16 protein-coding genes are annotated in these 15,165 nt (G+C 67.4%); 11 read left to right on the top strand and 5 right to left on the bottom strand.

Features of this window, described 5'->3' with window-relative positions:
- Positions 1-60 precede the first annotated feature (60 nt).
- Both C8D95_RS16110 and C8D95_RS22100 read left to right on the top strand, forming a co-directional pair.
- Complete coding sequence (locus C8D95_RS16110; RefSeq protein WP_109760222.1) at positions 61-1,170, top strand: pyridoxal phosphate-dependent aminotransferase; 1,110 nt, start codon at positions 61-63, stop codon at positions 1,168-1,170.
- A gap of 78 nt (positions 1,171-1,248) precedes the next feature.
- Positions 1,249-1,416 carry a hypothetical protein gene (locus C8D95_RS22100; RefSeq protein ID WP_164721598.1) on the top strand — a complete coding sequence of 56 codons (168 nt, stop codon included), beginning with the start codon at positions 1,249-1,251 and terminating at the stop codon, positions 1,414-1,416.
- A gap of 3 nt (positions 1,417-1,419) precedes the next feature.
- On the opposite strand, the gene C8D95_RS16105 is transcribed toward C8D95_RS22100, so the two are convergent.
- Positions 1,420-2,616, bottom strand: a complete 1,197-nt coding sequence (locus C8D95_RS16105; RefSeq protein ID WP_109760221.1) for a pyridoxal-phosphate-dependent aminotransferase family protein — start codon at positions 2,614-2,616, stop codon at positions 1,420-1,422.
- A gap of 136 nt (positions 2,617-2,752) precedes the next feature.
- On the opposite strand from C8D95_RS16105, the gene C8D95_RS16100 reads away from it, so the two are divergent.
- A complete protein-coding gene (locus C8D95_RS16100) occupies positions 2,753-4,534 on the top strand; it encodes an ABC transporter ATP-binding protein (RefSeq protein ID WP_241239825.1) in 1,782 nt (593 codons plus the stop codon).
- Here the strand turns inward: C8D95_RS16100 and C8D95_RS16095 are convergent.
- Positions 4,521-5,216: a glycosyltransferase gene (locus C8D95_RS16095; RefSeq protein ID WP_109760220.1), complete on the bottom strand. Its 696-nt coding sequence runs from the start codon at positions 5,214-5,216 to the stop codon at positions 4,521-4,523. The two genes, C8D95_RS16100 and C8D95_RS16095, sit on opposite strands and share 14 nt — an antisense overlap.
- Before the next feature lie 57 nt (positions 5,217-5,273).
- Between C8D95_RS16095 and ygfZ the strand changes: the two genes are divergently transcribed.
- The gene (gene ygfZ / locus C8D95_RS16090; RefSeq protein WP_109760219.1) at positions 5,274-6,017 is read left to right on the top strand and encodes a CAF17-like 4Fe-4S cluster assembly/insertion protein YgfZ; all 744 of its coding nucleotides are present in this window, start codon (positions 5,274-5,276) and stop codon (positions 6,015-6,017) included.
- Here ygfZ and C8D95_RS16085 read toward each other — a convergent pair.
- Positions 6,008-7,225, bottom strand: coding sequence for a LysR family transcriptional regulator (locus C8D95_RS16085; RefSeq protein WP_164721599.1), 1,218 nt, complete (start codon positions 7,223-7,225; stop codon positions 6,008-6,010). The two genes, ygfZ and C8D95_RS16085, sit on opposite strands and share 10 nt — an antisense overlap.
- 106 nt (positions 7,226-7,331) lie before the next feature.
- On the opposite strand from C8D95_RS16085, the gene C8D95_RS16080 reads away from it, so the two are divergent.
- The 6 genes from C8D95_RS16080 to C8D95_RS16055 all read left to right on the top strand — a co-directional run bounded on the left by C8D95_RS16080 (position 7,332) and on the right by C8D95_RS16055 (position 12,166).
- Positions 7,332-8,066, top strand: a complete 735-nt coding sequence (locus C8D95_RS16080; RefSeq protein ID WP_109760309.1) for a PIG-L deacetylase family protein — start codon at positions 7,332-7,334, stop codon at positions 8,064-8,066.
- Between the two features lie 10 nt (positions 8,067-8,076).
- Positions 8,077-9,045 carry a VOC family protein gene (locus C8D95_RS16075; protein ID WP_109760217.1) on the top strand — a complete coding sequence of 323 codons (969 nt, stop codon included), beginning with the start codon at positions 8,077-8,079 and terminating at the stop codon, positions 9,043-9,045.
- 67 nt (positions 9,046-9,112) lie between these two features.
- On the top strand, positions 9,113-9,784 hold the full coding sequence (locus C8D95_RS16070; protein WP_109760308.1) for a 4-carboxy-4-hydroxy-2-oxoadipate aldolase/oxaloacetate decarboxylase: 672 nt from the start codon (positions 9,113-9,115) through the stop codon (positions 9,782-9,784).
- Positions 9,777-10,844 carry a 4-oxalomesaconate tautomerase gene (locus C8D95_RS16065; RefSeq protein ID WP_109760216.1) on the top strand — a complete coding sequence of 356 codons (1,068 nt, stop codon included), beginning with the start codon at positions 9,777-9,779 and terminating at the stop codon, positions 10,842-10,844. The genes C8D95_RS16070 and C8D95_RS16065 overlap by 8 nt, the downstream gene beginning before the upstream one ends.
- Positions 10,845-11,015: 171 nt before the next feature.
- A complete protein-coding gene (locus C8D95_RS16060; protein WP_109760307.1) occupies positions 11,016-11,534 on the top strand; it encodes a sigma-70 family RNA polymerase sigma factor in 519 nt (172 codons plus the stop codon).
- Positions 11,531-12,166, top strand: a complete 636-nt coding sequence (locus C8D95_RS16055; protein ID WP_109760215.1) for a ChrR family anti-sigma-E factor — start codon at positions 11,531-11,533, stop codon at positions 12,164-12,166. The genes C8D95_RS16060 and C8D95_RS16055 overlap by 4 nt, the downstream gene beginning before the upstream one ends.
- On the opposite strand, the gene C8D95_RS16050 is transcribed toward C8D95_RS16055, so the two are convergent.
- Both C8D95_RS16050 and C8D95_RS16045 read right to left on the bottom strand, forming a co-directional pair.
- The gene (locus tag C8D95_RS16050) at positions 12,163-12,888 is read right to left on the bottom strand and encodes an SDR family NAD(P)-dependent oxidoreductase (RefSeq protein ID WP_109760214.1); all 726 of its coding nucleotides are present in this window, start codon (positions 12,886-12,888) and stop codon (positions 12,163-12,165) included. The genes C8D95_RS16055 and C8D95_RS16050 overlap by 4 nt on opposite strands.
- A complete protein-coding gene (locus C8D95_RS16045) occupies positions 12,885-13,658 on the bottom strand; it encodes a DUF1365 domain-containing protein (protein ID WP_109760213.1) in 774 nt (257 codons plus the stop codon). The genes C8D95_RS16050 and C8D95_RS16045 overlap by 4 nt, the downstream gene beginning before the upstream one ends.
- A 113-nt stretch (positions 13,659-13,771) precedes the next feature.
- Between C8D95_RS16045 and C8D95_RS16040 the strand changes: the two genes are divergently transcribed.
- Positions 13,772-15,076 carry an NAD(P)/FAD-dependent oxidoreductase gene (locus C8D95_RS16040; RefSeq protein WP_109760212.1) on the top strand — a complete coding sequence of 435 codons (1,305 nt, stop codon included), beginning with the start codon at positions 13,772-13,774 and terminating at the stop codon, positions 15,074-15,076.
- The last annotated feature ends 89 nt before the right edge of the window (positions 15,077-15,165 follow it).

The following is a 15,165-nucleotide window of genomic DNA, read 5'->3' as shown; positions in this document are numbered from 1 at the left end:
TTGTGCGGGGCGAGGCCGTTTCTCTTGTCAGCACCGAGGGTTCCGTGCTTCCTCAACGGCATGAAAGCCCCCTCCGAGACACCGCTCTGCCAGTCGCTTCCCGCCACGGTTCCCTTCGTGGGACCGGAGGCTCTCGAGCGCTGCCGGGGCAAACGCTTCGCGGCGCGGCTTGGCGCGAACGAAAGCGTCTTCGGGCCCTCACCGCAGGTGATCGAGGCCATCCGCGCCGCCGCACCCGAGGCCTGGATGTATGGCGACCCCGAGAGCCACGACCTGCGTGCCGCGCTGGCCCGGCGCCTTGGCATTGCGCCGGACGAGATCGTGGTCGGCGAGGGGATCGACGGCCTTCTCGGCTACGCCGTTCGCCTCTATGTGGAGCCGGGCGACGCCGTCGTGACCTCGGACGGGGCCTATCCGACGTTCAACTATCACGTCGCCGGCTTCGGCGGCCGACTGGTCAAGGTGCCCTACGTCGACGATCACGAGGATCCGCAGGCGCTGCTGGACGCGGCGCGCAGCGAGCGGGCCAAGTTGATCTATCTCGCCAACCCGGACAACCCGATGGGCTCCTGGCACGACGGCGCGCGCATCGAGGAGATGATCGCCGCCCTTCCCGACGAGTGCCTTCTCGTGCTCGACGAGGCTTACGCCGAGTTTGCGCCGAAGGGCACGATGGCGCGGATCGACGTTGCCGACCCCCGCGTGATCCGGATGCGCACCTTCTCGAAGGCGCACGGGCTGGCGGGAATGCGGGTGGGCTATGCCTTCGGCCATGCCGAGGTGATTCGTGGCTTCGAGAAGGTCCGCAACCACTTCGGGATGAGCCGGATCAGCCAGGCGGCGGCGCTCGCGGCCCTGGGCGACGAAGGCTGGATCGGCGAGGTCCGCATCGAGGTCGAGGCCGCACGCGCCCGGATCGCGGCCATCGCACGGGACAACGGCCTGACGCCGCTGCCGTCGGCCACCAACTTCGTGACCATCGACTGCGGGCGGGACGGAGCCTTTGCGCGGGCGGTGCTCGAGGCGCTCGCGGACCGCGACGTCTTCGTCCGGATGCCCTTCGCCTCGCCCGGAAACCGCTGCATCCGCGTCAGCGCCGGCCGCACCCCCGACCTCGACCGGCTGGAAGGCGCGCTGCCCGATGCGCTGAAGGCTGCGCAGGCGGGCTGAGCTAACGCAATTTTCAGCCTGACCGACGCACATTCCGCGCTATGATCCGCGAGAAAGGATCTTGCGAAGGTGCCGCGCATGAGGGTTCCCGACTACACGAACGCCTTCCTGGTGTCCGCCTTCGTCCTTGTCTTCATGGCGCTGGTTTCGGTCTGGGCCATGTGGGGGCTTCTGATCGCCGGGCTTGTCAGCTGGATCGCCGACCGCCTGATGACGGTCGACTTCCGCAATCGACGCTCGAGCTAGGCGTCACGCCTCGGCGGCGATGACCTCTGCTGCCTTGACGACGCCGCCGGGTGCGTGCGGCAGGCCAACGGCCTTCATCCCCGCCTCCATCGTGGCGAGCGCGCCCAGGATCATCTGCGCGCTGACGTGACCCATGTGGCCGAGGCGGAAGAAGTGGTGCCACGCCGGGTCGTCCGGCTCGGTCATGCCGAGGCCGATGCCAAGCGTCAGGCCCGCCTTGTCCTCGCACCAGCGCCGCAGCGCCGTCGCCCTTTCCGAGCCCGCGCGGAAGGCGGTGACGGAATGGCCGCGCAACTCGCGCTGGCGGACGTTGAGTTCGAGCGTGCCCTCGGTCCCCCAGTGCTCGGCCGCCGCCCACACCGCGCGGGCGAGGCTGGCATGGCGCGACCAGACGTTCTCCAGCCCTTCTTCCTCGATCATGTCGAGCGCCTCGCGCAGCCCATGAAGGTGGAGCGTGGGCGCGGTGCCGCCGAAGTAGTTCGAGAAGATCTTGGGGAAAGCACGCGGCCGCCAGTCCCACGCCCATGTCACGCAGTTCGCCGTGTCGCGCGCGCGGTCTGCCTTGTCGTTGAACCACACGAAGGCGAGTCCCGGCGGCGTCATCAGACCCTTCTGCGAGCCGGCGAGCATGACATCGACGCCCCAGGCGTCCATCTCGAAGCGGTCGCAGCCGAGGGACGCCATGCAGTCGACCATCAGAAGAGCCGGGTGTCCGGCGGCGTCGATGGCGGCCCGCACGGCGGGAATGTCCGTGCGCAGCGACGTCGAAGTGTCGGTGTGGACGGCGAGCACGGCCTTGTAGCCCCGGTCGTCCGTCTTCAGCCGCTCGGTCAGCGCCGCCATGTCGATCGGGTCGCGCTTGCCGAAGTCCATGATGTCGACCTCGACGCCCAAGACCCGCGCGATCTCGGCCCAGCCATGCGAGAAGCGGCCCGTCGCCGGGACGAGGATGCGATCGCCGCGCGACAGCGTGTTGGTCAGCGCCGCCTCCCAAGCCCCGTGACCGTTGGTGATGTAGATCGTCACGTTATGCTCGGTCCGCGCCACCGCCTTCAGGCTGGCCACCAGTGCGGGCATCATGGCAGGCAGGGCGCCTTCGTAGATGTTGGGCGAGGTCCGGTGCATGGCGCGCAGTACGCGCTCGGGCGTGACGGAGGGGCCGGGAATGGCGAGGTAGCTGACGCCGTGGGCGAGGGACATGGGAAACGGGCTCCGAAAAGGCAACGCCATCGATTAGGCGGCGCGCGCGGAAGGGTCAATGACCTCCGGGGGCGCGGTGCTTGTGCGCGGGGGGAGCGAAGGTTAGTCAGTCGTGACTGAGCAAGCACGAGGCAGCGTGGCCGACACCGTCACAACCGGATCCGGATACACGGGCAGCGCCACCGAGCGCGGCCTTCTGTCGTGGGTCTGGCACGACTACCTGCGCCCGCACATGGGTCGCCTGGCCATCGCGATGATCTTCATGGCGATCGAAGGCGCAATGCTGGGTGCGATCTCGTATATAGTGCAGCCGATGTTCGACCAGGTCTTCGTCGCCAAGGATCGGGGCGCGGTCTACTGGGTCGCGGGTGCTCTGGGCGGGATCTTCATCCTTCGCGCGATCTCGGACTTCTCGCACCGCGTCATCATGAACGGCATCGGGCTCGACATCATCACCGCGATGCAGCGCGACATGGTGCGCCACCTCCTGACGCTCGACAGCGCCTATTTCCAGGCCAATCCGCCGGGAACGCTGATCGAGAGGGTCCGGGGCGACACCACGGTGGCGAACCAGATCTGGATGCAGGTCCTCGGCACCGCCTGGCGCGAGGTCGTCTCCATCGCCGCACTGCTCGCGGTCGCGATCTCGGTCGACTGGCGTTGGACGCTCGTCGCAATCGCGGGTCTTCCAGTGCTGATCGGGCCGATCCTGGGGATGCAGCGCTATGTCCGAAAGAAGTCTTTCGCCGCGCGCGAGGCGGCGGCGAAGCTGTCGACCCGGCTCGACGAGATATTCCACGGCGTCAACACCATCAAGCTGAACACCTCCGAAGCGCACGAATCCGAGCGTTTCGAAACCGTGATGCGGCGTTACATGGGGCAGGAGATGAAGGCCCGGATCGGGCGCGCGGGCGTGCCGTCGACGATGGACGTCGTCGCGGCCTTCGGTTTCGCGGGCGTGGTGATCTACGGCGGCAACGAGATCATCGACGGCGAGAAGACCGTGGGCGAGTTCATGTCCTTCTTCACCGCCATGGGTCTTCTGTTCGAACCCATGCGCCGGATCGCCAACATCTCGGCCAACTGGCAGTCGGCCAGGGCCAGCCTCGAGCGGATCCAGTCTGTGTTCCAGGCCGCACCGACGATCCTGTCGTCCGCCCGGGCGTCCGCTGCGCCGTCCGATCCGGGTGGGGCGGACGTGGTCTTCGAGGACGCGGTCGTGGCCTACGGCGGGGAGCGCGCGTTGAACGGCGCGACCTTCACAGCCAGGGCGGGCGAGACGACGGCGCTCGTGGGCGCGTCGGGAGCGGGCAAGTCGACGCTCTTCTCGGCCCTGACGCGGCTGGTGGACGTCGAGGCGGGACGGATCCTTGTAGGCGGAGTGCCAGTGCGCGAGATGAGCCTGCCGGACCTTCGCGCCCTCTTCTCGGTCGTGACGCAGGACGCGCCCATGTTCGACGAAACCCTGCGGGACAACATCACGCTCGCGACCCCCGGAGTGGACGAGGCGCGTCTCAGGTCCGCGCTGAACGCGGCGCACCTCGAGGCTTTCGTCGACGGGCTTCCCAGGGGGCTGGACACCCCGGCCGGGCCGCGCGGCTCGCAGCTTTCGGGCGGACAGCGCCAGCGCGTCGCCATCGCGCGGGCGATCCTGCGGGACGCGCCGATCCTTCTGCTGGACGAGGCGACAAGCGCCCTCGACGCCGAAAGCGAGGCCCGGGTGCAGGAGGCTCTGGAGACGTTGTCCCAGGGCCGCACGACACTGGTCATCGCACATCGGCTGTCGACCGTGCGGCGCGCGGACAAGATCGTCGTGATGGAGGCGGGACGGGTCGTGGACGAGGGTCGCCACGACGAGCTCATGGATCGCGGCGGTGTCTATGCCCGGCTGCACGCGCTTCAGTTCAGCGCGACCTGAACCTGTCGTAACGCCGTAGCAGCGTTTCGGGGTCCGCCCCGGCGGCGAAGCGTGCAAGCGTAACAAGGTTGCCGGACACTCGGCGTGTCCATCCTTCGCTTTCGTAACGGTCGGCCAAGGTCAGCGCGTCTGCCCGGAGCGGCATCAGGCGGCCCTTCAGCCGACGGGCGAGCGCCACGTCCTCCATCAGAGGCAGTTCGGGGAAGCCGCCCACATCCTCCAGCGTCCGGCGTGCAACGAGCAGCCCCTGGTCGCCATAGGGCAGGCCAAGGAGGCGCGACCGCAGGTTCGCCCCCCCTGCGACGACCCCCGGAGCAAAGCCCGAGGCGCGGAATCTCAGGCGGAAATATCCGGCGCGCGTCGGATGGTGCTCGATGAGCCGTCGCGCCTCCATCGTCCAGCCTTCCGACAACCAGGTGTCGGCGTGGAGGATCAGGACGAAGGGGGCCCTCGCCGCCGCCACGCCGCGCGCGATCTGGCCGCCGCGCCCGGGCGCGCCGGTCACCAGAGTCGCGCCAAGGTGATCCGCGATTTCCTTGATCCCATCCGTCGAACCGCCGTCCGAGATGACCATGTCGCGCACCAGCCCTTCCGTCGCGCCCAACAGAAGCGCGTCGCAGGTCGCGGGCAGGGATGCCGCGGCGTTCAGCGTGGGAATGACGATGGAAAGCGGTGCGGGCATGGGTGGTGACTGGAACGGTTGTCCCTATATTGGGTCCAAACGTCAGGGGAGGCCAGCATGGCCGCGCGCAGGGTCTATCGCATCACCGGAACGGACCGCGAGACGTTCCTCCAGAACCTCGTCACAAATGACGTCGGCCGCCTGAAGGACGGACTCGTCTGGACCGCGCTTCTGTCGCCGCAGGGCAAGTACCTCGCGGACTTCTTCCTGGTGCCGGACGGCGAGGCGATCCTCCTCGACGTCGACGCCGACCTCGGGCCGGGACTGGCGCAGCGGCTGGGAATGTATCGGCTGAGAGCGGACGCGAGGATCGAGGAGACGGACATAGCTGTCGCGCGGGGGACAGGGGACGCTCCGGATGGCGCCTTCGCCGACCCGAGGCATCCGGAGCTAGGCTGGCGCGCCTATGACGGTCGCGCCGGAGAGGAGGCCGACTGGGAGGCCGTCCGCATCCGCGCAGGCGTGCCGGAAAGTGGCGTCGACCTGATCCCGAACGACAGCTATCCGCTGGAAACCGGCTTCGAGCGGTTCCACGGGGTCGATTTTCGCAAGGGCTGCTATGTCGGGCAGGAGGTGACGGCGCGGATGAAGCACAAGACCGATCTGAGGAAGGGACTTGCGCGGGTTTCGCTTGCGGGGAACGCCAGGCCCGGAGCGGCGATCATGTCGGACGACGGACGCGAGGCGGGTGTCCTCCGTTCGGTCGCGGGAGACCGGGGGCTGGCCTACCTTCGCTTCGACCGCACCGGCGGATCCCTGACGGCTGACGGTGCGGCGGTCGAGGTTCTCGATCAGATCTGAGATTCCTTCCAGTCCGCGGCGACGGTTCGAAGGGCGGCGAGAACCGCTGTCTGGGCTGGCGTCGGCACCCAATCCGCGCGACTTGTGATCCCGATCGGTCTCGGACGATCGGCGAGGGTGACGGGCAGTTCCCGCATCAGCCCCGTCCGGACCTCCGTCGCGACCTGGTTCCGCGAGATGATGGTGAGACGCCGACCCGACTGCAGAAGCCCGCGCACCATCACCATCGACGACGTCTCGACCAGTTCGGGCAGGGCGGCGCGCAGGAGGTCGGGCAGCGCGGCCTCGATCCAGGTTCGCGTCGGGGTCCCGAGAGGCGAGAGAACCCAAGGAAAGTCTGTGAGGCGTCCTGTCGGATCGGGCAGGCCCAGAAGCGGATGTCCCGGCCCGCAAAAGACGCCGAGACGGTCCGCGAACATCGGCTCCTGCACCATGTCGGGCGGGCAGGGGTCGCGCAGGGCGCCGACCATCAGGTCGAGGTCGCCTTGCCGCAGCGCCCGGAGGAGGTCGGGGTAGGGTCCGTCGATGATCTGAACGCGCAGCGGCCCGGCGCCTGCCGTCACGCGATCGACCACCTCGGGAAGCACGGTCGACCGGGCGAGGGGCAACGCGCCGATCCGGATGCCCGGCAGCGCCCGCCCATGCCGCTGTGCGATCTCGCTGAGGCCCTGTCGCAGTTCCGCAAGCATCAATCGCGTCGCCCGCGACAGACGCAGCGCGGCGCGGGTGAGCGCCGTGCCCGAAGACGTTGTCTCGAAGAGCGCGAGGCCCGTCGCCAGCTCCAGATCCCGCGCGGCGCGATGCACGGACGGCTGAGCGAGCCCGAGCGCACGGGCGGCCGCCGAGAACGAGCGTGCGTCGTCGATGGCCACGAGCGCGCGCAGATGCGCTGCCGTCAGCCGCGCCGCCACCTTGGATGGCCTCGGTGTCCGCGCGCGACGGTACGCCTCGGTCAGGCCGGTCTCGAGGGTGTCGAGGCCGCGTTCCGACCTGAATGCGAGGATGCGCCCTTCGTCGCTCGGCGTCAGACCGCGGCCGTGCCGCACGAAAAGGGAGGCCCCGACGGCGGCCTCGAGCCGCGCAAGACCCTGCGTGATCGCTGGCTGCGACAGGTGGACGACCTCGGCCGCGCGTGTGATGCTTCCCGCTCGGCAGATGGCAACGAAGGCTCGCAGATGGCGCAGGTTCAGATGGGCGGGATCGATCATGTCCGGAGGGTCTATAGCCTGACTGAATATCGCCCGTACGATACGAATTGGCAATTCCGGGCGGTTGGACGGACTTTGCGAAGCGACAGGGAAGAGGAGAGATGCGATGTCCGCAGGCAATACCGCGCTGGTCATTTCGGCGCACTCGGCCGATTTCGTATGGCGCTGCGGCGGGGCCATCGCGCTGCATCAGCAGATGGGCTACGCCGTAACCGTCGTCTGCCTGTCCTATGGCGAGCGCGGCGAAAGCGCCAAGCTGTGGAAGCAGGAGGGAATGACACTCGAACGTGTCAAGGACGCGCGCCGGGCCGAGGCCGAGGCCGCCGCGCGCGCTCTAGACGTCCACGACATCCAGTTCTTCGACTGCGGCGATTATCCCCTCGACCTCGATCGCGCGCAGAAGGACCGGCTGGTCGATGTCATCCGCACAGTGCAGCCGAGCTTCATGCTGTCGCATTCGCAGTACGACCCTTACAATACCGACCACATGTACGCGACGAAACTCGCCCTCGAGACGCGGATGATCGCCCAGGCCTGGGGTCACAACCCCGGCCAGCAGGTGCTTGGCGCGCCGCAGCTCTACCTCTTCGAGCCGCACCAGACCGAGCAGATGGGCTGGAAGCCGAACACCTTCCTCGACATCACGCCGGTGTGGGACAAGAAGCGCGCCGCGATCGAATGCATGGAGGGGCAGGAGCACCTGTGGGAATTCTATACCCGCGTGGCGCAGCAGCGCGCGAACCACTTCAAGCGCAACTCGGGCGGGCAGTCGGGCGGGCGCGACTGCAAATATGCCGAAGGCTTCCAGTCGATCTTCCCCCGCACGGTGGACGAGCTGTGAGGGCCGCGACATGAGCCGCCCGACCATGCCCGTCGCCGACCTCGCCCACCTCGGCCATGTCGAGGTGCTGACCGACCGTTACGACGAGAGCCTCGACTTCTTCACCCGCGTCTATGGGCTGAAGCTGTCGGGCGAGGAGGGCGGCTCGGCCTATCTGCGGGCCTGGGACGACTACGAATTCCATTCGATGAAGCTGACGGCAGCCGACACGACCGGGGTGGGACACATCGCCTACCGCGTCTCGTCGCCCGAGGCGCTGGAACGGCGCGTCGCTGCCATCGAGGCGTCGGGGTATGTCACGCACGGCTGGACCGACGGCGACCTCGGCCACGGCCGGGCGTTCCGCTTCGAGGATCCCTTCGGGCATGTCTTCGAGATCTATTGGGACACGGTGCGCTACGAAGCCCCCCCTGATGATGCTTCGGCGCTCAAGAACCTGTCCTCGCGCTACCACGCGCAAGGCGTTTCGCCGCGCCGTATCGACCACGTCAACGTCCTCGGCGGGGACGTCACGGCCTTCCGCGACTGGGTCGACGCCTGCCTCGGATCGCGCGTGACCGAGTACATCCAGCTCGACAACGGAAGGATCGGCGGCTGCTGGTTCTCCTGCAACAACAAGACATACGACCTCGTCTGCTCGGAAGAGCGCGGCGGAGGCGCGGGGCGGCTGCATCACGTCACCTACGCCACCGACACGCGCGAGGACATCCTGCGCGCGGCCGACATCTATCTCGAGAACGGGGTCCACATCGAGACGGGACCGCACAAGCATGCCATCCAGGGCTCGTTCTTCCTCTACGCCTGGGAGCCGGCCGGAAACCGGATCGAGCTGGCGAACGCCGGCGCGCGTCTGATCCTCGCGCCCGACTGGGAGCCGGTCGTCTGGACCGAGGCGGATCGGAAAAAGGGACAGGCCTGGGGGCTGAAGACGATCGAGACGTTCCATACCCACGGGACGCCGCCGGTGAAAAAGGACTGAGGAGCGGGGCGTCGCCTCCGTCTCGCCGTCGGCCTTCGCCGCGGCGGGTATTTGGAAAGAGATGAAGATGGGAAAAGTCGTCACCGACATCCGGCGCGCCGACGCCGACCTGATCCGCCGCCTGGGAGAGGCGGGCGTCGCCACGGTTCACGAGGCGCAGGGGCGCAAGGGTTTGATGGCGGCGAACATGCGGCCGATCCAGCGGGATTTCGGCATGGGGGGCAGCGCCGTCACGATCAGCGCGCCACCGGGCGACAACTGGATGATCCATGTCGCCATCGAGCAACTCCGCGAGGGCGACGTGCTGGTGCTGGCCACGACGGCGCCGTCGCCCATGGGCTATTTTGGCGATCTTCTGGCGACCTCGGCCATGGCCCGTGGCTGTCGCGCGGCGGTTCTGGACTGCGGGGTGCGGGACACGCGCGACTTGCGTGGCATGGGTTTCGCGGTGTGGTCGACGGCGGTCTCGGCCGCGGGCACGGTGAAGGAGACCGTGGGCAGCGTGAACGTACCAGTCGTCTGCGCGGGCGCGCTCGTGAACCCGGGCGACATCGTGGTCGCGGACGACGACGGCGTCTGCATCGTTCACTTGGCGGAGGCCGAGGCGGTGATGGCGCAGGCCCAGGCCCGCATCGATGCCGAAGCCGGAAAGCGCAAGCGGCTGGCCTCCGGTGAGCTTGGGCTCGACATCTACGACATGCGCGGCCGGCTGGCCGAGAAAGGCCTTAGGTATGAGTGACGGCCTCCGCTGCATGTGGATGCGCGGCGGCACCTCGAAGGGCGGATACTTCCTCGCGGCCGATCTGCCTGAGGATGCGAAGGCCCGGGACCGCGTGCTTCTGGGGGTCATGGGCTCCCCCGATCCGCGGCAGATCGACGGGATGGGTGGCGCCGACCCTTTGACATCGAAGGTCGCGGTGGTCCGTCCGTCGCAGAGGCCGGGCATCGACGTCGACTACCTGTTCCTCCAGGTCTTCGTCGACCGAGCGGTTGTCTCGGACGCGCAGAACTGCGGCAACATCCTTGCCGGCGTCGGGCCCTTCGCCATCGAGCGAGGGCTTGTCGCGCCGCAGGGCGACGAAACGCCCGTGACGATCTACATGGAGAACACGGCGCAAGTGGCCGTGGCGCGGGTCGCGACGCCCGCCGGCAAGGTTCGATACGAGGGCGAGGCCCGGATCGACGGAGTGCCCGGCACCGCCTCTCCGGTGCCGATCGAGTTTCGCGACACGGCGGGATCGACCTGCGGCGCGCTCTTTCCTTCGGGTCGCGTGATGGATGTCATCGACGGGATCGAGGCGACGCTCATCGACAACGGCATGCCCTGCGTGGTCATGCGCGCCTCGGACCTGGGTATCGCGGGAGACGAAACGCCCGAGGCGCTGGAGGCCGACGACGCGCTGCGCGCACGGCTCGAGTCCCTCCGTCTGGCGGCGGGACCGCTGATGAACCTGGGCGATGTGGCGCAGTCCTCGGTGCCGAAGATGACGATGGTCTCGGCTCCGCGTGCGGGAGGGGCGATCTCGACCCGGACGTTCATTCCACACCGATGCCATAAGACCATAGGCGTTCTGGGCGCGGTCAGCGTCGCTACGGCCTGCCTGACGCCGGGTGCGGTGGCGCACGACCTGGCGGTCCTGCCGGACGGCGAGGCGCAGGCGCTGTCAGTCGAGCATCCGACTGGAGAAATGACGGTCCTGGGTCACGTAGAGGACGGCGTCGTGACCCGCGCCGAAGTCCTGCGCACGGCGCGCAAGCTCATGGACGGCACGGTCTATCTCGTAATCCACCGCAATTGAGAGATTTACGCGCCCTCGTGTGATCCGGGGGGTGTCGTGGCGCGTATCGAGGCTATGATAACGCTCGAGATCGGCATCGCGCGGTCGGGACGACCCCCGTCTGCGGCGGTGGTAACAAGGACGCTGCGGAAGGAACGGACGATTCCGACACCCTCGGAACAGACCGGATGGATGATCGCCGTCAGGGATCGGCGTGACCGCGCAGCCTTTTGCGCGCTCTTCGACCATTTCGCGCCCCGCCTGAAGGGCTTCGTCATGCGCTCGGGCACCACGGCCGCCGAGGCCGAGGACATCGTGCAGGACGTGATGCTGTCCGTCTGGCGAAAGGCGCATCTGTTCGATCCGCATCGGGCCGAAGCCTCGTCCTGGATCTATCAGATCGCGCGGAATCGTCAGATCGACATCATCCGCAAGGCCCGCCGCCTGGTGCCCGAGGAGCTTGCGGAGCCGCCTGGCACCGAGCCCGATCCGGCCCAGATCGTCGCGGTGGAACAGGAGACGGGCAAGCTGCGCGCCGCCTTGAGGCGGCTGAAGGGAGAGCAGCGCGAGGTGATCGAAAAGGCCTATCTGGGGGAACTGTCTCATCAAGAGATCGCGAACCAGACGGGGCTGCCGCTCGGGACGATAAAATCACGCATCCGGCTCGGGATGCAGCGTTTGAGACACGAACTGAAGGATCTGGAAGAATGACCGCCATTGGCCATCACACGCCTGACGCGATGTTGGCAGCCTATGCCGCCGGAAGCCTGCCGCATCCGTTCGCGGTGGTGATCGCGACACACGTCTCGATGTGCGAGGACTGCCGTGCGGCGCTCGAGGCGCATCAGGCCGCGGGCGGTGTCGTTCTGGACGAGACCGCGGGCGAAGCGCTGTCAGAGCGTCTGCGCGACCGGGTTCTCGGCCATCTGGACGATGCCGTAGAGGATACGCCGGTCCATGCCCGGACCGGCATCTATCCCGCACCGGTCGTCGCGGCGATGAGCGGCCGTGCCCCGCGCTGGAAGGCCCTGGGCATGGGCGTGAAGCAGGACATCCTGTCAGCGGATGGCGAAGGATCGCTGCGGCTGCTCTATATCCCTTCCGGCCAGGCCGTTCCCGATCACGGGCACCGGGGGACCGAGCTGACGCTTGTCCTTCAGGGCAGCTTCAGCGACGTCACAGGGCGCTTCGGCGTCGGCGATGTCGAGGTCGCGGATGAGGATCTGGAGCATACGCCGACCGCGGATGAGGGCCTGCCCTGCATCTGCCTTGCCGCGACTGACGCGCCCCTCCGCTTCAGCGCGCTGCTTCCAAGGCTTCTTCAGCCCATCTTCCGGATCTAGCGGCCTCGATAGGCCGCAAGGTCGGGCAGAAGGTCGAACGCGCGGATGGCCCAGGCGAAGGGTTTCGGGAAGTCGGTGCGGAAGCGCCGGCTTTTCATCGCATCCAGGACATGACGCGCGGCGTCTTCGGGCTCCATGATCTGCGGCATCTTGAAGGCGTTCTTCGCCGTCAGGCGCGTGCGGATGAACCCGGGATTGACGAGCCGGACCGTGACGCCGGTGTTCTTCAGATCGTGGCGCATCGTCTCGGCCAGGCTGATAAGTCCCGACTTCGATGCGCCGTATCCTATGTTGGCCGGCAGGCCGCGATATCCGGCAAGCGAGCCGACGATGGTGATGTCGCCCGCTCCCCTCCGGACGAAACGAGGTACGACTTCGCCCAGAACGCGGAGCGCGCCCATGAAGTTGACGTCGGCGATCTTCAGCGCCTGCTCGGTGTCCCAATCGCTTGCAGCCATCGGCTCGTAGGCGCCCGCGTTGTAGATGAGGCCGTCGATCTCGCCAGCTTTCTCGACCGCCGCTCGCACGGCATCGAGGTCCGTCACGTCGAGCGGCAGAACGCGAGCGCTGCCCAGATCAGCGGCCAGGCTCTTCAGCCGGTCCTCGCTACGGGCGGACAGGACAAGATGCGCGCCTTCCCGATCAAGCCGCTTTGCCAGGTCGCGACCCAGGCCCTCCGAGGCCCCGATCAGCCAGAATGTCTTATCTTTCAGGTCGGTCATGGGCGTCTTTCAAGTGAATGAGCGTCGGTGACGAGGTCGTTGGGTGGGGGCGGAGCGCTGGAAAAAGGCGCTCGCTTCGCCCACAGCTTGATCGCCTGCCAATGGATCAGCCCCACCACCCGAGCAGCCCCCAGAGGACGGCGGAGGGCGGCGGCCAGCAGCGAGGCGGCGGTGGCGGGACGTCGACTGCCGGACAGGGTCGCCAGCACGCCGTCCTCGCCGTTGCGAAAGTCGATCCGGACGCGGACGGCGTCGTCGTCGAGCCCGATATTGAAGCGATAGGAGCCCTCGACCTTCTGGAACGGCGAGACGTGCATCGCCTTTTCGGCCTCCAGCGTGTCATCATAGCCGATGGGCTCGAAACCTGGCCGGACGCAGACATAGCAGTGCCTGTGACCGAAGGTATTGTCGACTTCGGCGATCACGGCGCGGGGCACGCCCTCGACCAGGGCGAACCACAGACTGATGGGATTGAAGTGCAGGCCGAGGAATGTCGGCTGGGTGAGAAGAAGAATGCGCGCATCCGGATAGGGAAAGCCGCGTTCCGCCAGAACCTCGCGCGCCCAGGCCGCTGCGCGTCCCTCTCCGCGCGGTCCGCCATGACGGATGTCGTGGACGGACCAGAGATTGAAGCGGTTCCGCGAGAAGGGGATCGGCGTGGCGGCGGCTTTCTCGGGCTCGAGCAGCACGTAGTCCACGCCATAACGGAACGCATTCGATACGCGTCCCCGGCGCGCGTGGGTGGTATGGCCCTGGATGTGGTCGAGCATGATGGGTGAGTTACGCACAACCATCGGTCGCGGTTCAACTTTTTCCATCACGAATGAACCGGATAGCCGTACGCCGCGTATCATGCGAAGGTAAAAAGAAAGGCGAGGCAGTCATGTTCGACACGGCAGAGGCCCCCGGCCGCAGGATCGCGGTCATCGGGTCGGGCATTTCGGGACTCGCCGCGGCGCACTACCTCTCCTCCGATCACGATGTCACCCTCTACGAGGCTGCCCCCCGTCTCGGCGGACATGCCCGCACCGTGATGGCGGGCCGGAACGGCGACGTGGCCGTGGACACGGGCTTCATCGTCTTCAACTACGCCACCTATCCGCACCTTACCCGCCTTTTTGGCGAGCTCGACGTCCCCGTGATGAAAAGCAACATGAGCTTCGGCGCCAGCATCGACGGCGGGCGGATCGAGTACGGCCTGACCACGCCGCGCAGCCTCGTCGCGCAGAAGCGCAACCTGTTTCGGCCTCGTTATTACGGCATGATCGCCGACATCCTCCGCTTCGGGAAGCGCGCGGTCGCGGCGGCGACGGACGACGACAAGACCATCGGAGAGCTGATCGAGGAGCTTCGGCTGGGCTACTGGTTCCGCCACTACTACCTGATGCCCATGTGCGGCGCGATCTGGTCGACGCCGGTGTCCGAGATCGACGGTTTCCCCGCACGCTCGCTGGTCCAGTTCTTCCGGAACCACGCGCTCTTGGCCTTCACGCCCGAGCACCAGTGGTTCACCGTCAAGGGGGGCAGCATCGAGTATGTTCAGCGGATCGAGGCCTCGCTTCTGCGGAACCGGGCGACGATCCTCAAGGGCACGCCTGTGGGGAAGGTTCACCGCACGGACGTGGGCGTCATCGTGTCCTCGCCAGCGGGCGAGCAGGCGTTCGACGAGGTGGTCTTCGCCTGCCACTCCGACCAGGCTCTGAAGATCCTGGGCAGCGAGGCGACGGCGGATGAGCTCTCGGCCCTGTCCGCCATCCGCTACCAGACGAACAAGGCCGTGCTGCACCGCGACCCGAACCAGATGCCGCGCCGCAAGGCCTGCTGGTCGTCCTGGGCCTATCGAAGCCAGGACGGAGCCATCGGCGTCACCTACTGGATGAACCGCCTCCAGGGGATCCCGGACGACGAACCGATGTTCGTCACCCTGAATCCGCCCGTGCCGATCCCGGACGAATTGGTCTATGACCGCGTGGATTACGAGCATCCGATGTTCGATCGCGCCGCGATGAACGCACAGCGCCGGATACGTACGCTGCAGGGGCGCAATCGAACCTGGTTTGCCGGCGCGTGGAACCGGCATGGTTTCCACGAGGACGGAATCCACTCTGCCGTCGAAGTGGTCGAGGCGCTGCGCGCGCGGGAAGCCGCCGGCGCCCCCCCTGTCGATGCGGTGACGATGCCCGCCTAATCCTTTTTTGCGGTCCTTATGCCCCGTGGCGCCGCTTGTGTCGCATCGAGCCCAAATCTAGGATTGCGCCGTGACGGGTTGCGCCGGGA

It is taken from the genome of Silicimonas algicola, assembly GCF_003148765.1.
Classification (GTDB): domain Bacteria; phylum Pseudomonadota; class Alphaproteobacteria; order Rhodobacterales; family Rhodobacteraceae; genus Silicimonas; species Silicimonas algicola.
This window is presented reverse-complemented; position numbering and strand designations above follow the sequence as displayed.

Excerpts from the sequence above, each read along its gene's own strand:
- C8D95_RS16065 (WP_109760216.1), top strand. The coding sequence starts at position 9,777 with ATGAGTGACGGCCTCCGCTGCATGTGGATGCGCGGCGGCACCTCGAAG.
- ygfZ (WP_109760219.1), top strand. The coding sequence starts at position 5,274 with ATGGCCGCGCGCAGGGTCTATCGCATCACCGGAACGGACCGCGAGACG.
- C8D95_RS16085 (WP_164721599.1), bottom strand. The coding sequence starts at position 7,225 with ATGATCGATCCCGCCCATCTGAACCTGCGCCATCTGCGAGCCTTCGTT.
- C8D95_RS22100 (WP_164721598.1), top strand. The coding sequence starts at position 1,249 with ATGAGGGTTCCCGACTACACGAACGCCTTCCTGGTGTCCGCCTTCGTC.
- C8D95_RS16050 (WP_109760214.1), bottom strand. The coding sequence starts at position 12,888 with ATGACCGACCTGAAAGATAAGACATTCTGGCTGATCGGGGCCTCGGAG.
- C8D95_RS16095 (WP_109760220.1), bottom strand. The coding sequence starts at position 5,216 with ATGCCCGCACCGCTTTCCATCGTCATTCCCACGCTGAACGCCGCGGCA.
- C8D95_RS16075 (WP_109760217.1), top strand. The coding sequence starts at position 8,077 with ATGAGCCGCCCGACCATGCCCGTCGCCGACCTCGCCCACCTCGGCCAT.
- C8D95_RS16045 (WP_109760213.1), bottom strand. The coding sequence starts at position 13,658 with ATGCTCGACCACATCCAGGGCCATACCACCCACGCGCGCCGGGGACGC.
- C8D95_RS16080 (WP_109760309.1), top strand. The coding sequence starts at position 7,332 with ATGTCCGCAGGCAATACCGCGCTGGTCATTTCGGCGCACTCGGCCGAT.
- C8D95_RS16060 (WP_109760307.1), top strand. The coding sequence starts at position 11,016 with ATGATCGCCGTCAGGGATCGGCGTGACCGCGCAGCCTTTTGCGCGCTC.
- C8D95_RS16105 (WP_109760221.1), bottom strand. The coding sequence starts at position 2,616 with ATGTCCCTCGCCCACGGCGTCAGCTACCTCGCCATTCCCGGCCCCTCC.
- C8D95_RS16040 (WP_109760212.1), top strand. The coding sequence starts at position 13,772 with ATGTTCGACACGGCAGAGGCCCCCGGCCGCAGGATCGCGGTCATCGGG.
- C8D95_RS16110 (WP_109760222.1), top strand. The coding sequence starts at position 61 with ATGAAAGCCCCCTCCGAGACACCGCTCTGCCAGTCGCTTCCCGCCACG.
- C8D95_RS16070 (WP_109760308.1), top strand. The coding sequence starts at position 9,113 with ATGGGAAAAGTCGTCACCGACATCCGGCGCGCCGACGCCGACCTGATC.
- C8D95_RS16055 (WP_109760215.1), top strand. The coding sequence starts at position 11,531 with ATGACCGCCATTGGCCATCACACGCCTGACGCGATGTTGGCAGCCTAT.